The organism is Frankia sp. QA3 (assembly GCF_000262465.1).
Lineage (GTDB): Bacteria > Actinomycetota > Actinomycetes > Frankiales > Frankiaceae > Frankia.
On record NZ_CM001489.1, the window covers coordinates 3207098 to 3224654 of the forward strand.

Consider the following 17557-nt stretch of genomic DNA (forward strand, 5'->3'; position numbering starts at 1 on the left):
CCGGTCGGCCCCGCGAACACGCCCGGCGCCCAGCCGCGCAGCCGCCGGACCGCGCGGGCCGTGGGGCGGCTGGGCTCGGGGGTGCGCTGGGTCGGTGTGACGAAGCTGACCGACGGCCGCGGCGAGGGCAACCCGACCAGCGTCTGACTGTCGTGGAAGTCGCCGTCGCGCAGCCGGTCGCCGGCCCGCGACGAGTTGGGCGTCGGGGTGAACGTGGGCAGATGGACGAAGGCGGCGGGGTCGATGGGCGGCGGGTTCCAGGCCTCGCGCAGCAGCCGGCGGGTCCCCGTGGCCGGATCGTCGGTGGGCCCGATCAGCCCCCGCAGCAGATCGTCGGCGCTGGGGCGCCCGGCTGGCTCCTTCACCAGCGCCGCGGTCACCGCCGGCCGCAGCTCGGAGGGCACGTCACCGGTGTCGGCCTCGCTGTGCACGACCCGGTAGAGCAGCGCGTCGGCGCGGCCGGTGCCGAACGGGGGTCTGCCGGTCGCCGCGTAGAGCACGGTGAGCCCCCAGGCGAAGACGTCGGCCGCGGGGCCGACCTCGCCGTGCCCGGTGACCTGCTCGGGCGCCATGTAGCCGGGGCTGCCGAGCAGGACCCCGGTGCGGGTCGCGACCGTGGCGTCGACCGCCGCCGCGATGCCGAAGTCGATCACCTTGGGGCCGTCACCGCTGAGGATGACGTTGCCGGGTTTGAGATCACGGTGGACGATGCCGGCGCCGTGGATGGCGGTCAGCGCCTCCGCGAGGCCGGCGGCGAGCGCCACGACGACCGCCGTGTCCATGGCGCCGCGGGTGGCGATCGTCTCGGCGAGGCTCTGACCGGGGATGAGCTCGGTGGCCATCCACGGGTCCTCGGCGTCGGGATCGGCGTCGACCAGCCGGGCGGTACAGGCCCCGCCGACCGCCCGGGCCGCCTCGATCTCGCGGCGGAAACGCGAGCGGAACTCCGGCTCGGCGGCGAAGTCCGACCGGATCACCTTCAGCGCGACCAACTGGCCGGTGTCGTCGTCCGCGCCGAGGTACACGATGCCCATACCGCCGGAGCCGAGCCGCGCGGTGAGCGCGAATCGGGCGACCCGCTCCGGGTCACCCGAGCGCAGCGGCCTCGGCGGCACCACGCCCTCCTTACGTCGTTCTTTCCACCATCGGCGATCGTCAGCCCACGCGCCGGGCGCCTAAGGAGCCGTCCGGCTCTGGCCCGCTCCGGTCGGGGCCGCTCCGGTCGGGGCCGAAGGTCCGGCCGCCGGCACCACCCCACCGTGCCTGCGGAACCTGTGGTGGAGATGTGCGACGGTCGGGCCACGCATCCCACGTCCTCATCAGACGACTCCGGGTGTCGGGGAAGTTCCGTCGCCGGACGTGGCGCGAATCGCCGACGAGCGACGGAACCCTCGACGGGGTGGCGTGGTGTGCGCGTTCCACCTGGAGCGTCAGCGGATGGTCGGACGTTCTCGGAGCCGGCGCAGATCCGGGTTTCGTTCGGCCGCGGCGATGCCCTCGGCGCGGGCCGGGGTGACGCGGTGTCCGATCGGCACGTCGACGATGTCCCGCGGCGCCGACCCGTCGGCGAGGGCCATCCGAAGGTGCAGGCCGGAGGCCGGCTGCTCACCGCCGCCAAAGAAATGGACAAAGTGCGGCGGCAGTGGGGTAGCGGGCCTCGGTACCGTCGCCGGACGCGGCGGGGAGTGTGCCCCCGGAGGCGGAACGGTTCGCAGCGGTGTCACAAATCGGACTGTACCGATGGAACCACAGCTACCCGGCCATTCGACTCCCCGGACACCCACCTATCGGTTACCCCAACCGGCCACCTCTCCAGGCGGCCCCCTCGGCCCTTCCACCGAAAAAGTCCCCAAACCGCGACGAAGAAGCCGGTGGCGCCTCGCCAGAGGCTTCTCCGCCGCGGGAAAGGTCAGCTTTCGGGGACGTCCCGTCGAGCCCTCACCAGAATGACTCGATCAACGAGTTCGACCCGTTCCTCGGAGTCGGCGGGCGCACCCGACGACGGGGCGTGACCGGCCTCGCCGACGGCACCGGCGCGCACGACGATGATTCTGTCGTTCCGGCCCGCGGCGGCGCCCGGGACGCCCGAACCGGTGATTCCCGCGCATGCGGTCCGACCCAGTCGGCGAATGGCCTTCGTTTCTGCCACGAAACCTCCCAGATCAAAGTTGCACTCGAAACGTTACTCGACAACGGGAGAACGACGAACACCCACCCGGTTGACTCCGGTGAATGTGAGGCGGCTAATAATCCACCGGCGTCGACCCGCGTCCCCGGTTCCCGCCGGCAGAATTCCGCTGCCACGCTCTTGCCGGCGGTAAAACGCGAGGTCCACGGGGTTTACGGCGGTCCGGGCGCGCGGCCCGCAACAGGCTCGGGACCCCGGCCGAGCACGGCACCGAAAGCACCACCGGAGGCGTTAGGGCCCCCACCGCGGTGCGGTTCACGAGCGACGCGGGACACAAGAGGCGCACACGGCACGAGCTTGTCCACCCCACCAGCACCGCCCGGGGCTACATCCGCACCCCACCCGCCCTAGCGGCGAACATCCCGCGCCGCCGGGGCCGGCGCGCCGCGCTCGCCCTGGACCGATGGCCCTTTCGGGCGATGCGTGGCCGGTCCCGCCGCCCGGCCTGGCCCGTGGCGGGCCGTCCGGCCCGCCAGGCGGGAGCCGGACGGCCCGGGTCACCCCGGCCGGGGGGAGGGGGGTTGAAAACTGTTGCCGATCCAGTTCCTGGTAGCGCCGGGTAGTGATCCATGGTCATGGTGTGAGCCTGAAGGGGTGGGCAGCTGCGAACGGAGTCGGGTACTCCACCGCGCGGCAGTGGTTCGGTGCCGAGTACCTCGAAGCCACCGCCGGTGCTGCCGGGTGACGACACTGCAGGCGTTCCGGTTCGCCCTCGCCCTCGCCCCCACCCCCGCCGAGCATGCCGGGCTGTTCCGGCATGCGGGTGCGGCCCGGTTCGCGTTCAACCGGGGTTTGGCCCGGGTGACCGCCGTGCTCGCGCAGCGGGACGCCGAGAAGTCCTACGGCCTGCACGATGATGTGGTGAGCCCGGTGCCGTGGACGTTGGCCGCGCTGCGCCGGGAATGGAACGCGGCGAAGAGCACCGCCGCCCCGTGGTGGGCGGAGTGCTCGAAGGAGGCCTACTCCGCCGGCCTGGACCAGCTCGCCCGCGGGCTGAAGAACGTCACCGATTCCCGCAGCGGGAAACGCAGGGGCCGCCGGGTCGGGTTTCCCCGGTTCACAAAGCGGGCCCGTGCCAGCTTCCGCTACACCACCGGCAGCTACGGCCCGGACGGGGACCGGCACGTGAAGCTGCCGCGGGTCGGCCGGGTGAAGGTCTGCGAGCCGATGGGCGCGCTGACCGGCCGGCTCGCCGACGGCCGTGCCCGGCCGCTGGGGGCGACGGTGTCCCGCACGGCGGAACGCTGGTTCGTGGCGTTCACCGTCGAGGTCGACCGGCAGGTCCCCACCGGCCCGTTGCCGCGGCAGCGCGGCGCGGGCCCGGTCGGGGTGGATCTGGGGGTGAAGCATCTCGCTGTGCTCGTGACCGGCGAGATGATCCCCAACCCGCAGCAGCTGGCCGCCTCGCTGCGCCGGCTGCGGACCGCCTCGCGGGCCCACGCCCGGTCGAAGCCCGCCAGCGTGGGCCGTCGCAGGCCTGCCGCCCGCCTCGCCCGTCTTCACGCCCAGGTGGCCAGCCAGCGCCGGGACGGGCTGCACAAGCTCACCACCCGGCTCGCGACCACCCATGACGCGATCGTGGTGGAAGACCCGCACCTGGCCGGGATGGTCCGCAACCGGCGCCTGGCCCGTGCGGTCTCCGATACCGCGATGGCCGAGGTCCGCCGCCAGCTGGGTTACAAGACCGGCTGGTAGGGCTCCCGGCTGGTAGGGCTCCCGGCTGGTAGGGCTCCCGGCTGGTCGTCGCCGGCCGCTGGTAGAGGTGGCAGTGAAGCGGGAACCCGGCACGGCTCCGGCCGGCAAGACCGGAGGTGCCTCACCGCAAGGCGAGACGGCATGACCGGCACTGTTCAGCGCTCTCATGCAACGGCAACGCCCGCGCTCCCCCCCGCCACGGACACGACCCGGCGCGACCCGGCCGCTGGCATGTCAGCCGGGGACCGCGCGGGAAGTCGCCGATCTGGATTACCAACCGGTGCTCGTGAACATGCGCGGCTGCGTCAGCGAAAAGCAGCACGTCGACGTCGCGTCTGGTTCGGGTGCGGCCACGTTTCACCGGCGGGCCGGATGAGGATCTCCATCACCTCCCCGCGCTCCGCCCGAGCCCCGTGGTTCAACCTCTCGAACGGTCAGACGGTGGCAGAGGGAGCCCCGCCACCAGCGGCCGGCGGAAGGGAGTCCCGTTCTTCACCCGCGGATGGATCAGGTATGTCCGCCCTCGCCGCTCACCGATCTCCAGCGGCTGACCGGGACGAGGCCGACACGATCAACAAAGGCAAACCGGTACCCGCACACCGGCACCGCATCACCCGCCGCCGGCGCAGGAGTTTGGTTTCCCTGTTCGGCGTCCTACCGGCCGCGGGCCGCCTTGCGTAGCTGGCGCAGCTCTCGGCGCAGCCGGATCTGCGGAATCACCCCGATGAGCAGGCCGATGACGAGCCCCGCGGCGGCCGATGCGGCCAGCGCCGCGGCGACCGAAATCCGCTGGGTGGAGCCGAACAGCCAGATGCTCACCCGCGCGTCGTTCTTGACCACGAACACGACGACGAGGATCGCGATGACCAGCACCAGCACGGTGACCGCATACGTGGTGTAGGCGACCCCGCGCCGCGGCGGCGGCCCGCCCGCCGGCGCGCCGGGTGCCGCCGGCGTTCCCGGCGCCACCGGACCGCCGGCAGTTCCCGGACCCCCGGCAGTCCCTGTCGGATAGGCAGTCCCTGTCGGATAGGCAGTGCCCGCAGGGTGGGGCTGGGCCACCGGGCCCGGCGGGGGCCCGCCGACCGGCACCGCCCCCGGCCCCGTACCAGGCGCTGGGACGGCGGGGCCGCCGGGAGCCGGCGGCGGGCTCATGGGGCGGGTGTAGTCGATCCTCTTGTCCGGCTCGTCGGGTCCCGCCATCGTCGCCCCATCCATCATGATCGCCTGCACGGCCTTGCCGGCACCGTCCAGTTCCGTCCCCTGTGCCCAGGGAGTCTAGGCGGGCGCGTGCCCTATGCTGAAGATGCGGATGAGGTGGCCGGGCGGCCGCGTCGGCGCCGGTTCACGCCGGTGCCGCCGAGGAAAGTCCGGGCTCCACAGGGCAGGGCGGTGGGTAACACCCACCCGGGGTGACCCGCGGGACAGTGCCACAGAAAACAGACCGCCGGTGCCGGCCACGGCGCCGGTAAGGGTGAAACGGTGCGGTAAGAGCGCACCAGCGCCCAGGGTGACCTGGGCGGCTCGGTAAACCCCGCCCGGAGCAAGGTCAGAAGGCCCGCGGCCGTAACCGGTCGCGAGCCGCGCAGGCGTTCGAGGGCTGCCCGCCCGAGCCTGCGGGTAGACCGCTGGAGGCTGCCGGCAACGGCAGCCGTAGAGAGATGGCCGCCACCGGCGAGCCGCAAGGCGACCCGGCACAGGACCCGGCTTACAGGCCACCTCGTCCGCTACCAACACGAGTTCGCAGATCATGCGCTCTGCCAGGCCGGCCCCTTGCCGCAGCCTGCCGGCCGGCCCAACCGGTCCGAGACGGGCAGACAACGACGCTTGCGGGGCTTGCGGGGCTTGCGGGGCTTGCGGGGCTTGCGGGGCTTGCGGGGCTTGACGTGGCCCCGAAACGCAAGCCGATCCGCCTGTGGCGTCGGGTCGACGCGGAGACATGGCTGGACCAGTACCGGTCAGGTGGCGGGATGCCCTCCGATCACCCATGGTCGGGGCAACAGCGAGCCAATCGCCACCCCTTAAATCCATTTGCTTCACAGCTAGCTACTAGCGTCCCCCCGCCAACCGCGAGGGGGAACATCGTGAGCTATCAAGGGCCACCGGAGCCGTACAGCAATCCGTACCCGCCAGACCGCCAATACCCGCCCACCCGACAGGGCCAACCCGACCCGCGATACGGCTACCCGCCACCCCCACCGCCAGGCGGACCAGCCGGCGCCAGCCCCCACGGCGAACGCATCCTGTGGGAAGCCACCAGCCAGACGATCGCCGGCATGGCATCCGGTGGACGTGCCGCCGGCCGCTACAAGCTCACCGACATCCGGCTCTATGCCACCCAGGGCATCACCACAACCACCACCGAGCAGTACGAGCTCGGATGGCTGTTCGACATCGACGTTCGCCAGACCCTCATCCAACGGGCCCGTGGCGTCGGCGACGTCGTTGTCCATGTCCGCCGCGGATGGGGACAGGACACCGTGATCCTCCAGTCCGTTCCCGAGCCCATGAAGATCCGCGACCTGCTCAACCAGGTGTCCGCGCAGGCGCGACAGCAACCCCGGAGCTGGTAGGCGGCCATGCTCGTGCCACCAGCACGGCTCCACCCAACCGCCTAGCAAGTGCTGCCTGCAGGCGGCTATCAGCGCTGGTGAGATCTCCGCGGGATGCATCTGCCGCGCAGGCCGGCCGGCACCGTTGGCTGGTGTCGGCCTGGTGCTCAGCAACCGGCTCGGGTGAGCGCGGCGACCAACGCCGAGATCTCCTCCGGTTGGAACCGCACCGCCCGGCGCTCCCAGGTCAACCGCGCGGCCAGGTCGACCGGGAGCAGGGTGGAAAGGCGGCGGCACGTCGAGGCGTTGCCGAAGGCCACATAGCCGGCCGTCCCCTGCGGACCCCACAGCGGATTGAGCCCACCCTGGCATGAGTAGTCCGTGTCGAGGGCGGCCACCCACAATGCGCGGATCAGGTCCGCAAGGCCCTCGTCGACGAACGCCACACGGCGTCGGTAGCTGATCCCGACCTGACGGTGCACAGACGGGTACATGCCTGCGAGCCGCAGCAGCGGCGGTGTGGTCATGGCCGGCCCGGCGTCCCGCGCACTCGGGGGGCGCTTCGACAGGCGCCGCATCTGAGGACTCATGCCCCCTCCAGTCTGCTGGTCGGCCCGGCGAGGCCGCTGGACGCTGCGGGTCGGCCCGGCGAGGCCCTGCCCCCATCGGTCAGCAAGCCGCCGAGACAAGCTGGCGGTCGAGGGTCTCAAACGCCTTCGGTTGCTCGGACTATCCTTATCCCTTTGCCAGGTAGGACGACAATCGGCCTGCGACCGCCACCGCCCCGTTGCGGGCCTCACGCGGGCATCCCCTCGGACATCGCGTCGATGCTCGCGGCGGCCGCGGTGAGCCGGGAGAAGTCGAGCGGCTCGCCCGCGGCCACCTGGCCCTTCTGGGTCTCGATCCCGGTCTTGATGGTCTCGCTGTCCTCGACAATGGCGGGTACATCCTGGTCAGCCGGCCACCGGACGGCGGCTGGCGCCAGAGGCACCGCGTTGGAGGTAACGGACATGCCGTTCATCAACGTGAAAGTGATCGAGGGCGTCTTCACCCCTCAGCAGAAGCAGGAGATGATCGCCAAGTTGACCGAGGTCATGGTCGGTATCGAGGGCGAGGCGATGCGACCGGTGACCCATGTCGTCGTCGAGGAGGTCCGAAGCGGGGACTGGGGCATCGGGGGACGCTGCATGACCACCGAGGACGTGCAGAAGCTCCAGTCCGGCGGGAGCGCGTGAGAAGCCGCCAGCTACTCCCGAGGAGGACAGGGCCCACGTCCCGCCGATCAGGGATCCGCACGAGCTGGAAGCGGCGCAGGACGAGGCCGATCTCGCGGCCGCGCGGGAGGCCCTGGCCGCCGACGACCCCCGGGTCCTCGTCACGATCGTCCGGGTCGCTCATCGGCGCCGGGTCTACCGAGAGCTCTGAGGTCTACCGAGAGCTCTGAGGTCTACCGAGAGCTCTGAGCCGGCGACCGAGATCTCTGATCCTGTCGCCGAGCGACTGTCCGAGCCCGGAACGACAGCCCCGCCGATTTGTCCAACATAATTGGACTACTGGGTGCCGCACTGGGGACATGCACACAGGATGCGGCAAAGCGGGCATTCGCTTGCATGTGTCGACCGCGACGCGGACATCGTGGCGATGCCGCACGCGACCACGCCGCTATCTGATAGCTCATCGATGACGGTGGGCGACGAGCGGAGGGGTCCGATGCCGGTGAGGCCGTTGCGCGCCATCGATCCGCATGCGGTGGGGCCGTACCGGCTGACCGCGCGCCTGGGCAGCGGCGGCATGGGGGTGGTCTATCTCGGCGAGGACGCCGCCGGTCGGCGGTTCGCGGTGAAGGTGCTGCGCGACGAGCATGCCGGGGACCAGACGTTCCTGCGCAGGTTCGCCCGGGAGGTCCGGGCGGCCGCGGCGGTCGACAGCCCCCGGGTCGCGCGGCTGGTGGACGCCGACCCGGAGGCGGAGATGCCGTGGCTTGCCACCGAGTACATCGAGGGCCCGACCCTGACGGCCGAGGTGGCGCGCAACGGCCCGCTGTCCGCCGCGGCGCTGCAGACCCTGGCGGTGGAGCTGGCGATCGCCCTGGACGCGATCCACGGCGCCGGAGTGGTGCATCGCGACCTCAAGCCCGGCAACGTGATGCTGGCCGAGGACGGGGCGAAGGTGATCGACTTCGGGATCGCCGCGGGGGTGCCCGGGACCGTCACGGTCACCGGCGTGGTGCTCGGCAGCGTCGGCTACATGGCGCCCGAACTGCTCACCACGACCGGCTCGCCCGGGCCGGCCTCCGACGTCTTCTCCTGGGCCCTGACCCTGTCGTTCGCGGCCAGCGGTCGCCCGCCGTTCGGGGAGGGTCCCCTCGAGGCCCTGCTCCTGCGGACCCTGCACGAGGACGCCGCGGTCGACGGGTTACCCGCCCGGCTCGGGAAGATCGTCGCCAAGGCCCTCGACAAGAGGCCCGACCGCCGGCCCACCGCCCGCCAGCTCCTCGACCGGCTCCCCGCCGCCCCGCTCCCGCGGGCCGCGGCCCTCGGCCCGACAACGGCGGTGGTGGTCGGCGCCGGGTCACCACCGGGCCGCGACCGCCGGCCGGCCCTCGTCGCCCCCGTCCTCTCCCGGCTTCCCGCGCTGCGCCCGGTGCACCGCCGCGGGGTCGCCGCGACGGCGACGGTCCTCGCCGCGGCGAGCGCGATCACCGCCGTCCTCGTGGCCGCGCCGGGGGAGACATCCCGGTCCACCGCCAGCACGCCGGCCTCCCCCACCGGCTCCTCTACGCGCCCCGCGGCGACCACGACCCCTCCCGCCGCCACCCCCGCCGCGCCGAGCCCGGTATCGGTCTCCCTGGTCGGCGCGACCGCCACGCAGCCCATCCCCATCGGGCCGCAGCCCACCGCGGCCGCCGTCGCCCGCGTCGCCCCCGCACCGAAACCACGGCCCACCGGCACGCGCCCGAGCACCGCCCCGCCTCGGGGCTCGTCCGGCCCGGTCGGCACGTCGAGTGCCTGCTCCGCGGCCGGCGCACCCAGGATGGGGCTGCGAGTCGTACCGTTGGTCCGCGCCGACGGTCGATGCGCCGCGATCGTCTTCGGACAGCCTGAGCGCGCCGGCGAGAAGGGGTCGGGCGACAAGCCCGGGAAGAAGCCCCGCTCGCAGCGGTCCAAGCCCGGCGGTCACTTCGCCGGCAACGGCCGCGGCTCCAACGGCTGACCGCCGGACGGCGAGACGGTCACCGGTCCGGGTCGGCGGTGTCGACGAATCCGGTCCGGTAGGCCCACACCACCGCCTGGGTGCGGTCCCGGACCCCGAGTTTGCTCAGCACCCGCTTGAGGTGGGACCGCACCGTCTCGGCGGACACGGTCAGCTCGGCCGCGATCTCGGCGTTCGACCGACCCGCGGCCAGCGCCCGCAGCACCTGCGTCTCCCGCTCGGTGAGCTGCTCGGCGTGGGCGAGCAGGTCCCGGTCCGGGGCGCGGCGGCGGGCCAGGACGGCCAGCAGGCGGCGGGTCACCGCGGGGGCCACCAGGACGTCGCCGCCGGCCACGGTCCGGATGCCCTCGATCAACTGCTCCGGCGTGGCCCGTTTGAGCAGGAAGCCGTCGACCCCGGCCGCCAGCGCGTCCTCCACCACCTGATCGAGGTCGAACGTGGTCAGGACGAGCACCCGCGGTCGGGGCGGCGCCCAGCCGGCGATCTGGCGGGTGGCCCAGACCCCGTCCTGGCGCGGCATCCGCACGTCCATCAGGACGACGTCCGGCCGGTGCCGGCGGGCCGCCCGCACCGCCTCGTCGCCGGTGGCCGCCTCACCGGCGACGGTGATGCCCGGCTCGGCGTCCAGCAGAGCGCGTAGCCCGCTGCGTACGGGGCCGTCGTCGTCCGCCAGCAGCACAGTGGTCATGAAACGGTGTCCGGTCGAGCCGGCAACGTGGCCAGGACCCGGAAACCGCCGTCCACCGGGCCGGCGTCGAGGGAGCCGCCCTCCAGGCGGGCCCGTTCGCGCATGCCGACCAGGCCCCGCCCCGCCACCGGCGCGGCGAACCCGACGCCCTCGTTGAACACCTCGATCCGGGCCAGGTCCCCGGCGGGGGTGACCCGGACCCGGATCCGACCCGAGCAGGTATGCCGCACGGCGTTCGTCAGCGCCTCCTGCACGATCCGGTACGACGTCCGGCTGCCGGTGGGCGACAGGGCGACGGGCTCGACGGCCAGGTCCACCTCCCGGCCGGTCGCCCGGATCCGCTCGGCGAGCGCCGCCAGGTCACCCAGGTCGGGAGAACCCCCCGCGTCGGTCTCCCACGGGTGCAGTATCCGCAGCAGCCGATCCAGCTCTCCGAGGGCGTCGCGCCCGGCGGTCTCGATGTCCGCCAGCGCCTGCCGGGCGAAACCGGGGTTGTCCTCGAACACCCGCCGCGCGACCCCGGCCTGCAACACCATGACGTTGACGGTGTGCCCGAGCGCGTCGTGCACCTCCCCCGCCAGCCGGCCGCGTTCGGTCAGGAGCACCCGCTCCGCGGCCAGCGCCTGCTCCCGGGCCTCCCCCAGGGTCCTGGCCTGCCGGGCGGCGGCGAACGCCGCCGGCTGCGGGCGGCGTCCCCGCCGATCGTCGCGATCAGAAAGCACATGACCACCCCGGCCAGGTCCGTCGTCACCGTCTGGCCGTGATCCAGCAGGACGTAGCCCGCGACGGCGGCGACGCACATCGCCGCGCCGGCCAGGCCCACGGCCAGCCAGACATCGGCCGGGTGCGGGCGTGCCCACCGGGCGGCGCGGGCCCGCCACTCTCCGGGTGCGCGGGGCCGGCTGCTCGCCCGCGGTGACGGGGCGTCGGAGGTCGTCGCGATCGAGGACACGACCCATGGTGACCGGTGCCGGGCCGCGGGCGCGGGCGCGACCCCCTGGTCGGGCAGCGCGTCTCACCCGTCCGGGGGAGACGGCACCGCCCCGGGCCGACCACCCTTCCACCCGCCAGGGTGTCGACGCGGTTCGGCCCGATCTCCCACCCTGAACCGGGTCGTCCGGCCAGCCCCCGACGCACCTCGCACGGCCCCGCCCGGTCCCGCCCGGTTCCCGAGCACCGGCCGGGCCTGCTGGCCCGACCGGCCGCCGCACCGACCGGACCCGCCCTGTCCCGCCCCTCTCCCAGAGGACTCGATGACCACGATCGACCGGCCCGCTGGCCGCCCCCGTGCCCGAACCACCGTCGCCGCCTGGTGGTACGGCCTGAGTGCCCTGGCCATCGCGGTGTTCGCCCTGGTGCCGTACCTGACGTCATCGCTGCGGGAGCAGGCCGACCAGGGCAACGAGGTGGCCGTCAACTATGTAGACCGGTCGACCCCGCTGCAGGTCTTCCTGTACCTGCACATCGTGTTCGGCGCCGTCGCCCTGACGCTCTCGCCGCTGCAGCTCTCGACCCGGGTCCGGGCGCGCCTTCCCTGGCTGCACCGGGTCGCCGGCCGGACCACCGTGGCGGCGATCTGCGTCGCGGGCACGGCGGGCGCTGTGCTGTGCACCGTCAACCTCGCCGGGCCGATCGGAACGGCCGGCTTCGGCCTGCTGGCCGTGCTCTGGGCGAGCTTCGCCGTCATCGCCGTGCGGACGATCCGACGCGGCGACGTCCACGCGCATCGCCGGTGGGCGATCCGCACCTTCGCGCTGACCTACGCCGCGGTGACGCTGCGGCTGTGGATGTTCGTCCTGAGCGCCGCGCAGATCGGCGCGGGCACCGATTCGGACGTCGCCTTCGACCGCGCCTACCACGTGGTCCCGTTCCTCTGCTGGGTCCCCAACCTGCTCGTCGCCCAGTGGCTCCTCACCCGCCCGACCCCCGCCCCCAGACCGCCTCTGACCTGACCGCTGCTCCGCCGAATCATTCCCCAGTTTGTACAATCTGGGGATGAGCGAGATGCCGATCAGCGAGGCGCGTGATCATCTCGGCGAGATCGTCTCCAAGGCCGAGCATGCCCAGGAGCGGGTCATCCTGACCCGTCACGGCCGCGCGGTCGCCGCGGTGATCTCCATCGAGGATCTTCGCGAGCTGGAGGCCGCCGAGGACGCGGCCGATCTCGCCGCCACGCGGGAGGCACTGGCCGCCGACGAGCCACGGATACCCCACGCCGAGGTGCTGGCTGAGTTCGGGCTGAGCTGAGCTGACGTGGCGGCAGACGCCATCGAGTGGACGACCGCGGCGCTACGCGAGCTACGCAAGCTGGATGCCACCGCCACGCGCCGTGTCCTGCTCGCGGTGACCCGGCTCGCCGCCGATCCGCGCCCGCCCGGCGCGCGTGCCCTCGCCGGTCAGCCGGCCGGCGTCCTGAGGATCAGAGTCGGTGACCATCGAGTGATCCACCACGCCGACGACGGCCGAATCCTCATCACGATCGTCCGCGTCGCCCATCGACGCAGGCGTACCGAGACCTCCGAGAGGGGGCCCCGCCATGAAGTACCAGATGCTGATCGAGCTGCAGGTATTCGGCCCGCTGGACGACCTTGACGAGGTTTCCGACCGACTCGCCGACGCGCCGTACGAACTTCATGATGTCATCGACTTCGATCTGAGCACCAACCTCAAGACGGGTCGTCTCGACGTCACAATGATCGTGGATGTCACGACTCTCGAACAGGCCCTACGCAAGACGCGCGCGGCGACGCGCGCGGCCGTCCACGCGACAGGCGGCGCGGCCCCGGACTGGGACCAGACGTTCCGCGAGGTTGGAACGCACGCCCACGAGCTCACCGACGCGTAGCAGGCCGAGGAGCGTCGGCCGCCTGGGGTGACGCCCCTCGCCGGCCAGCCGGCCAGCCGACCGGGCCGAAATCCCGCAGATCAGGATCGGTCGGCACATTGTCGGAGACGACAATAGCGGGGTCTGGTCACGGACCGTTCACTCCCAGACGTGTGGCAACACTGCTACTTTGGGTGGCGATGCCTATCGAGCGGCCGGCGACGAGTCCCGAGCGGTCGCCGATACCGGACCAGTCCGGAGAGCCGCGCGTCGACCGTCCCTCGGGGCCTACGGAGCGGTCGAGAATCGAGTCGAAGCTGGATGCGCTGGAACGTCGCGCACTGTCGGATGATCGGCCACAGCCGGCCGATCGCCGGACGGCGGTCGAGCCCGAGACCCGCCTTTCACCGCTGGAACGCAGGCTGGCGCAGCTTGACGGCGCCACCCTCGATGATCCGGCCGGGGACGTGGGCCGGGACGCGGCAGCTAGGAAGCGGGACGGACCGGACGGACCGGAAAGGCTCGGCTGGAAGCTGACGCGGATCTGGCGGGACAGCCTGCCGACCGCCGACGGACGGGCCTTCTACGAGAAGTCCGACGTGGAGATGCGCACAACCGCCGCGGAAGCTGGACCGGCCCCGGGTCAGTACACCGCCGACCTGCACGGCAACCCCTCGGAATTCCGGGTCGGCCGGACACGACTCGACGCCCGGCAGCTCAGCGCGCTCATCCGCGCGGACGAGAACTGGCGCGGTCGACCGGTGCGGCTGGTGTCCTGCGAGACCGGACAGGGCGACGACCCCATCGCCCAGAAGGTCGCCGACGAACTCGGCGTCACCGTGACCGCACCGACCGAACTCGCCTTCAACGACGGCCGCGGTAACGTCGTGACGGCCTCGATGAAAGAAAACGAGTACGGCCGTCTGGTGCCGACTGTTCCCCATGACGGCACCTGGGTCGATTTCAAACCGAGAAATGAAGGTGGCAAGAATGCCTGAGGTGGTCGGAGACGTCAAGATAGCCAAGTTGTTCGACGGCATGAGGGACGGGACTCCCTTCGTCGTCGACCGCCCCGCGCTTCCCGCCGGCCGCGAACGATCAGATTTCCTCGCCTACCTTCGGCAGGGAAAGGTGATTCTCCGCGCCGCCGGCCTTTCGGTCGACCGGCTGGACGAGTCGCGGGGACAGCAGGTCCCCATCGCCTACCTGACGGACGGCGAATGGGTATGGAGTGCATCCGTCGCCTACTACCTGGTTGAACATGATCTGCCGCCCGAGGCGGCGTTCCTGGCTCATGTCCGCGATCGGAACTTCGCTTACGTGGCGCCGACGCCGGAGCAGATCGAGGCCGCGGCGGCCGCGATTCAGGCCCAGTAGCGCTGTGGCAACGGCCTGGGTTCAAGTCCGATGCGTGTCCGGCCCCCAGTCAGGTGGGCGCTTCCCAGGAGGTTCAAGACCAGTGTCTGGCGAGACTTCTGCCCGCCTCGATGGGATGGGTTCGGGGACGCGGCGGCGGACGGTGCTGGTTGGGGCGGCACCGGCGGCACGGCCTCGGCGGCGGTGGCGAGCACGGCGCCGCAGGTGCGCCAGCGGCTGGTCGAGCTGGAGCGCGGCTATCCGGGGCGGATCGGGCTCGCCGCGTTCGCCCCGCGGACGGGGGCGCGGGTCGACTACCGGGCCACGGAGCGGTTCGCGCTCGCGTCCACGTTCAAGGTCCTCACCGCGGCGGCGGTCCTGCGCCGGGCGCGCCAGCAGGAGCCGGGCCTGCTCGACCGGCTGATCCGCTGGGAGGCCGGCGACGTGGTGGAGAACTCCCCGGTGACCGGGCAGCACACCGCCACCGGGCTCACCGTCGCCCAGCTCTGCGAGGCGGCCCTCACCCACAGCGACAACACCGCCGGGAACCTGCTGCTGCGGCAGCTCGGCGGACCGGCGGCGATCACGGCCTTCGCCCGCGCGCTCGGCGACCCGGCGACGCGGCTCGACCGCTGGGAACCCGAGCTCAACACCAACATCCCGGGCGATCCGCGGGACACCACGACGCCGGCCGCGATGGCCTCGACTCTGCGCGCGCTCACCTTTGGTCCGGCACTCGCCGGTCAGGACCGCGACCAGCTCGTCGCCTGGCTGGTCGCGAACACCACCGGCGGCGCCTGCATCCGGGCCGGCCTGCCCGCCGGCTGGCGGGTCGGTGACAAGAGCGGCGCCGGCGTACGCGGAATGATCAACGATGTCGCCGTGGCCTGGCCGCCGGGCGCCGGGCCGGTGGTCATCGCGATCTACACCACTCGCACCGACGACCACGCCGAGGGCGACAACCGGATCGTCGCCGACGTCGCCCGGCTCGTCGCCGCGACCCTCGGCCCGAACGCCTGAACCGCCGCCTGAACCGCCGCGCGGGCCTACTCGCCGTAGGTGGTCAGGTTCGCGGAGTGGTGGGTGTCGTTGAAGCCGCGCAGGACGGCGGGGCCGTCGGAGTACCAGTCGATCGTGGTCAGCGAGACCAGGTCCAGGTGCAGGCGGTAGAGGACGGTCGGCTCGGCGGCCAGCGCGAGCTGGGTGAGGCCCTTGATCGGCGTGACGTGCGAGACGACGAGGACCCGCTTGCCGGGCTGCTCGGCGAGCAGCCGGTTGCGGACCCGGGCCACCCGGGTCACGGTGGAGATCAGGCTCTCCCCGCCGGGCGGCGGCACGTTCGGGTCGGCGAGCCAGGCGTTGAGCTCGTCGGGGAACCGTTCGCGCACCTCACCGAAGGTCATCCCCTCCCAGGCGCCGAAGCTGGTCTCCCGCAGGTCGTCGTCGACGACGTAGTCGCGGCCCAGCGCCTCGGCGGTCTGCCGGGCGCGCTTGAGCGGCGAGCTGACGATCAGGTCGAACGGCTCGTCGCGCAGCCGCTCGGCGACCGCGGCGGCCTGGCTCATCCCCAGGTCGGTCAGCGATGCCTCCACCGTCCCGCTGAACCGCTTCTCGACCGACAGCGGGGTCTGGCCGTGGCGCAGCAGCACGGTGGTCGTCGGCGGGGCGGGCGGGGCCATCCAGCCGGAGAGCCGGTTGGTGGTGGGGGCGCGGTGCGGCACCGGGTCGGGTGACTGCGGGACCGACGGCTCCCAGCTCCGCCCGGCCGCGGCGGCGTCCATCGCCTCGTTGGCGAGCCGGTCGGCGTCGGCGTTGCGGGCGCGGGGCACCCACTGGTAACGCACGGCGGGGAAGCCGCGGGCGAGCCCGGCCGCCTCGTCGGCCAGGGGGCGCATCGCCGGATGCTTGATCTTCCAGCGACCGCTCATCTGCTCGACGACGAGCTTGGAGTCCATCCGGACCTCCACCTCGGCGTCCGGGGCGATCTCGGCGGCGGCCCGCAGCCCGGCGATGAGGCCCGAGTACTCGGCGACGTTGTTCGTGGCATGCCCGATCGAGGCTGCGCGCTCGGCGAGCACCGTCCCATCCGCGGCGTCACGGACCACGGCGCCGTAGCCGGCCGGGCCCGGATTGCCCCGGGATCCGCCGTCGGCCTCGACGACCAGCCTGCGCACCGTGCTCATCTGCGACTCCCCTCGCCCTGCCTGAACCGACCTGCCGCTACAGCCCCGACTCTGGGGTACGGACCAGGATGCGCCGGCATTCCTCGCACCGCACGACCTCGTCGACGGGGGCCGCGGCGACCGCTCGCAGGTCGCCACCGGAGAGCTCCAGATGGCAGCCCTGGCAGCGTCGGCGCAGCAGCGGCGCGGCGCCGACCCCGCCGGAGGACGCCCGGATCCGCTCATACAACGTCACCAGCGCCTCGGGCAGCCGCGGGGCGAGGGCCTCGCGTTCCTGACGCAGCCGGGCGGACTCGGTGTCGATCTCGGCGTACGCCTTGTCCCGGGCGATGGTCGCGGCGTCGATCTCGGCCTGCAGGTCGGCGCGACGCTGGGCGAGGACCGCAAGCTGCCCCTCCAGGCCCTCGACCGTCTCCATCTTCGTCAGGGCGTCGTCCTCGAGGACGCCCTGACGGCGGGCCAGGGAGGCGAGCTCCGCCTGGAGGTTCTCCAGCTCCCGGGAGTTCGTCACGGCACCGGACTCCAGCCGCTGCGAATCGCGGGCCGAGCGGGTCCGGACGAGCTCGATCTCGTTTTCCAGCTTTCTCTGGGCGCGGGTGACGTCCCCCAGCTCGGTGCGCACCCCGACGACCTCGTCGTCGAGAGGGCCCAGGGCCGCGGTGCGTTCGGTGATGACGGCGAGTTCGGGCAGCCCGCGGCGGCGGGCAGCCAGCCGGTCGAGGCCGGCGTCGAGGGCCTGCAGGTCGAGCAGGCGGAGCTGGGTTGCTGGGTCGGCCTTCATGGACTCCTCACCGGTATGTCCTCATCGACGTCGGTCGCGATCGACCACGCCCTTGCCGGTACCGCGCCGCCCGGCCC

The 17557-nt window shown here is 72.6% G+C and carries 20 protein-coding genes and 1 other RNA gene; 12 read left to right on the forward strand and 9 right to left on the reverse strand.

The window, feature by feature from the left end:
• Both FRAQA3DRAFT_RS13190 and FRAQA3DRAFT_RS37205 read right to left on the reverse strand, forming a co-directional pair.
• On the reverse strand, positions 1-1115 hold a 1115-nt coding region (locus FRAQA3DRAFT_RS13190), incomplete at its 3' end, for a serine/threonine-protein kinase (protein ID WP_009739529.1).
• A 315-nt stretch (positions 1116-1430) separates the two neighbouring features.
• Positions 1431-1577, reverse strand: coding sequence for a hypothetical protein (locus tag FRAQA3DRAFT_RS37205; RefSeq protein WP_232292035.1), 147 nt, complete (start codon positions 1575-1577; stop codon positions 1431-1433).
• Between the two features lie 1292 nt (positions 1578-2869).
• Here FRAQA3DRAFT_RS37205 and tnpB point away from each other — a divergent pair.
• On the forward strand, positions 2870-3883 hold the full coding sequence (tnpB, locus tag FRAQA3DRAFT_RS13195; RefSeq protein WP_009739531.1) for an IS607 family element RNA-guided endonuclease TnpB: 1014 nt from the start codon (positions 2870-2872) through the stop codon (positions 3881-3883).
• A 654-nt stretch (positions 3884-4537) separates the two neighbouring features.
• Here tnpB and FRAQA3DRAFT_RS37210 read toward each other — a convergent pair.
• Positions 4538-4852, reverse strand: a complete 315-nt coding sequence (locus FRAQA3DRAFT_RS37210; RefSeq protein WP_009739532.1) for a lipopolysaccharide assembly protein LapA domain-containing protein — start codon at positions 4850-4852, stop codon at positions 4538-4540.
• A 344-nt stretch (positions 4853-5196) separates the two neighbouring features.
• On the opposite strand from FRAQA3DRAFT_RS37210, the gene rnpB reads away from it, so the two are divergent.
• Positions 5197-5610: RNase P RNA component class A (gene rnpB, locus FRAQA3DRAFT_RS31995), an RNA gene on the forward strand.
• Between the two features lie 549 nt (positions 5611-6159).
• Positions 6160-6456 carry a PH domain-containing protein gene (locus tag FRAQA3DRAFT_RS13205; RefSeq protein ID WP_035920932.1) on the forward strand — a complete coding sequence of 99 codons (297 nt, stop codon included), beginning with the start codon at positions 6160-6162 and terminating at the stop codon, positions 6454-6456.
• Between the two features lie 146 nt (positions 6457-6602).
• Here the strand turns inward: FRAQA3DRAFT_RS13205 and FRAQA3DRAFT_RS13210 are convergent, their stop codons facing one another.
• Entirely contained in the window at positions 6603-6962 is a 360-nt protein-coding gene (locus FRAQA3DRAFT_RS13210; protein ID WP_157467347.1) for a hypothetical protein, read from the reverse strand.
• A 269-nt stretch (positions 6963-7231) separates the two neighbouring features.
• The gene (locus FRAQA3DRAFT_RS13215) at positions 7232-7447 is read right to left on the reverse strand and encodes a hypothetical protein (RefSeq protein WP_035920936.1); all 216 of its coding nucleotides are present in this window, start codon (positions 7445-7447) and stop codon (positions 7232-7234) included.
• Between FRAQA3DRAFT_RS13215 and FRAQA3DRAFT_RS13220 the strand changes: the two genes are divergently transcribed.
• Complete coding sequence (locus tag FRAQA3DRAFT_RS13220; RefSeq protein ID WP_035920938.1) at positions 7446-7670, forward strand: 4-oxalocrotonate tautomerase family protein; 225 nt, start codon at positions 7446-7448, stop codon at positions 7668-7670. The two genes, FRAQA3DRAFT_RS13215 and FRAQA3DRAFT_RS13220, sit on opposite strands and share 2 nt — an antisense overlap.
• A 475-nt stretch (positions 7671-8145) precedes the next feature.
• Positions 8146-9648: a serine/threonine-protein kinase gene (locus FRAQA3DRAFT_RS13225; RefSeq protein WP_009739536.1), complete on the forward strand. Its 1503-nt coding sequence runs from the start codon at positions 8146-8148 to the stop codon at positions 9646-9648.
• Between the two features lie 19 nt (positions 9649-9667).
• Here the strand turns inward: FRAQA3DRAFT_RS13225 and FRAQA3DRAFT_RS13230 are convergent, their stop codons facing one another.
• Positions 9668-10336 carry a response regulator transcription factor gene (locus FRAQA3DRAFT_RS13230; RefSeq protein ID WP_009739537.1) on the reverse strand — a complete coding sequence of 223 codons (669 nt, stop codon included), beginning with the start codon at positions 10334-10336 and terminating at the stop codon, positions 9668-9670.
• On the reverse strand, positions 10333-11058 hold the full coding sequence (locus FRAQA3DRAFT_RS13235) for a sensor histidine kinase (protein ID WP_009739538.1): 726 nt from the start codon (positions 11056-11058) through the stop codon (positions 10333-10335). The genes FRAQA3DRAFT_RS13230 and FRAQA3DRAFT_RS13235 overlap by 4 nt, the downstream gene beginning before the upstream one ends.
• A gap of 531 nt (positions 11059-11589) precedes the next feature.
• Here FRAQA3DRAFT_RS13235 and FRAQA3DRAFT_RS13240 point away from each other — a divergent pair.
• From FRAQA3DRAFT_RS13240 to bla, 7 genes are all read left to right on the forward strand, one after another.
• Entirely contained in the window at positions 11590-12288 is a 699-nt protein-coding gene (locus FRAQA3DRAFT_RS13240) for a DUF2306 domain-containing protein (protein ID WP_009739539.1), read from the forward strand.
• A 43-nt stretch (positions 12289-12331) separates the two neighbouring features.
• Entirely contained in the window at positions 12332-12583 is a 252-nt protein-coding gene (locus tag FRAQA3DRAFT_RS13245; RefSeq protein ID WP_232292036.1) for a type II toxin-antitoxin system Phd/YefM family antitoxin, read from the forward strand.
• Positions 12584-12589: 6 nt separating this feature from the next.
• Complete coding sequence (locus tag FRAQA3DRAFT_RS38755) at positions 12590-12928, forward strand: type II toxin-antitoxin system RelE/ParE family toxin (protein WP_009739541.1); 339 nt, start codon at positions 12590-12592, stop codon at positions 12926-12928.
• Positions 12885-13181 carry a hypothetical protein gene (locus FRAQA3DRAFT_RS13255; protein ID WP_083873602.1) on the forward strand — a complete coding sequence of 99 codons (297 nt, stop codon included), beginning with the start codon at positions 12885-12887 and terminating at the stop codon, positions 13179-13181. Before FRAQA3DRAFT_RS38755 ends, FRAQA3DRAFT_RS13255 begins: the two co-directional genes overlap by 44 nt.
• 446 nt (positions 13182-13627) lie before the next feature.
• Positions 13628-14158, forward strand: coding sequence for a hypothetical protein (locus FRAQA3DRAFT_RS37220; RefSeq protein ID WP_232292038.1), 531 nt, complete (start codon positions 13628-13630; stop codon positions 14156-14158).
• Entirely contained in the window at positions 14151-14537 is a 387-nt protein-coding gene (locus FRAQA3DRAFT_RS13265) for a hypothetical protein (RefSeq protein ID WP_009739543.1), read from the forward strand. Before FRAQA3DRAFT_RS37220 ends, FRAQA3DRAFT_RS13265 begins: the two co-directional genes overlap by 8 nt.
• A gap of 183 nt (positions 14538-14720) precedes the next feature.
• A complete protein-coding gene (bla, locus tag FRAQA3DRAFT_RS13270; RefSeq protein ID WP_198287088.1) occupies positions 14721-15536 on the forward strand; it encodes a class A beta-lactamase in 816 nt (271 codons plus the stop codon).
• Between the two features lie 26 nt (positions 15537-15562).
• On the opposite strand, the gene FRAQA3DRAFT_RS13275 is transcribed toward bla, so the two are convergent.
• Together FRAQA3DRAFT_RS13275 and FRAQA3DRAFT_RS13280 are read right to left on the reverse strand one after the other, a co-directional pair.
• Positions 15563-16699: a bifunctional RNase H/acid phosphatase gene (locus FRAQA3DRAFT_RS13275; RefSeq protein ID WP_009739545.1), complete on the reverse strand. Its 1137-nt coding sequence runs from the start codon at positions 16697-16699 to the stop codon at positions 15563-15565.
• Positions 16700-16736: 37 nt separating this feature from the next.
• A complete protein-coding gene (locus FRAQA3DRAFT_RS13280) occupies positions 16737-17480 on the reverse strand; it encodes a zinc ribbon domain-containing protein (RefSeq protein ID WP_009739546.1) in 744 nt (247 codons plus the stop codon).
• Positions 17481-17557 lie beyond the last annotated feature (77 nt).

What these genes read in the sequence shown, in the direction of transcription:
- FRAQA3DRAFT_RS37205 (WP_232292035.1), bottom strand. Translation starts at nt 1,577, where the DNA reads ATGGCCCTCGCCGACGGGTCGGCGCCGCGGGACATCGTCGACGTGCCG.
- FRAQA3DRAFT_RS13205 (WP_035920932.1), top strand. Translation starts at nt 6,160, where the DNA reads ATGGCATCCGGTGGACGTGCCGCCGGCCGCTACAAGCTCACCGACATC.
- FRAQA3DRAFT_RS13210 (WP_157467347.1), bottom strand. Translation starts at nt 6,962, where the DNA reads ATGACCACACCGCCGCTGCTGCGGCTCGCAGGCATGTACCCGTCTGTG.
- FRAQA3DRAFT_RS13220 (WP_035920938.1), top strand. Translation starts at nt 7,446, where the DNA reads ATGCCGTTCATCAACGTGAAAGTGATCGAGGGCGTCTTCACCCCTCAG.
- FRAQA3DRAFT_RS13215 (WP_035920936.1), bottom strand. Translation starts at nt 7,447, where the DNA reads ATGTCCGTTACCTCCAACGCGGTGCCTCTGGCGCCAGCCGCCGTCCGG.
- FRAQA3DRAFT_RS13225 (WP_009739536.1), top strand. Translation starts at nt 8,146, where the DNA reads ATGCCGGTGAGGCCGTTGCGCGCCATCGATCCGCATGCGGTGGGGCCG.
- FRAQA3DRAFT_RS13230 (WP_009739537.1), bottom strand. Translation starts at nt 10,336, where the DNA reads ATGACCACTGTGCTGCTGGCGGACGACGACGGCCCCGTACGCAGCGGG.
- FRAQA3DRAFT_RS13240 (WP_009739539.1), top strand. Translation starts at nt 11,590, where the DNA reads ATGACCACGATCGACCGGCCCGCTGGCCGCCCCCGTGCCCGAACCACC.
- FRAQA3DRAFT_RS13245 (WP_232292036.1), top strand. Translation starts at nt 12,332, where the DNA reads ATGAGCGAGATGCCGATCAGCGAGGCGCGTGATCATCTCGGCGAGATC.
- FRAQA3DRAFT_RS13255 (WP_083873602.1), top strand. Translation starts at nt 12,885, where the DNA reads ATGCTGATCGAGCTGCAGGTATTCGGCCCGCTGGACGACCTTGACGAG.
- FRAQA3DRAFT_RS13265 (WP_009739543.1), top strand. Translation starts at nt 14,151, where the DNA reads ATGCCTGAGGTGGTCGGAGACGTCAAGATAGCCAAGTTGTTCGACGGC.
- FRAQA3DRAFT_RS13275 (WP_009739545.1), bottom strand. Translation starts at nt 16,699, where the DNA reads ATGAGCACGGTGCGCAGGCTGGTCGTCGAGGCCGACGGCGGATCCCGG.
- FRAQA3DRAFT_RS13280 (WP_009739546.1), bottom strand. Translation starts at nt 17,480, where the DNA reads ATGAAGGCCGACCCAGCAACCCAGCTCCGCCTGCTCGACCTGCAGGCC.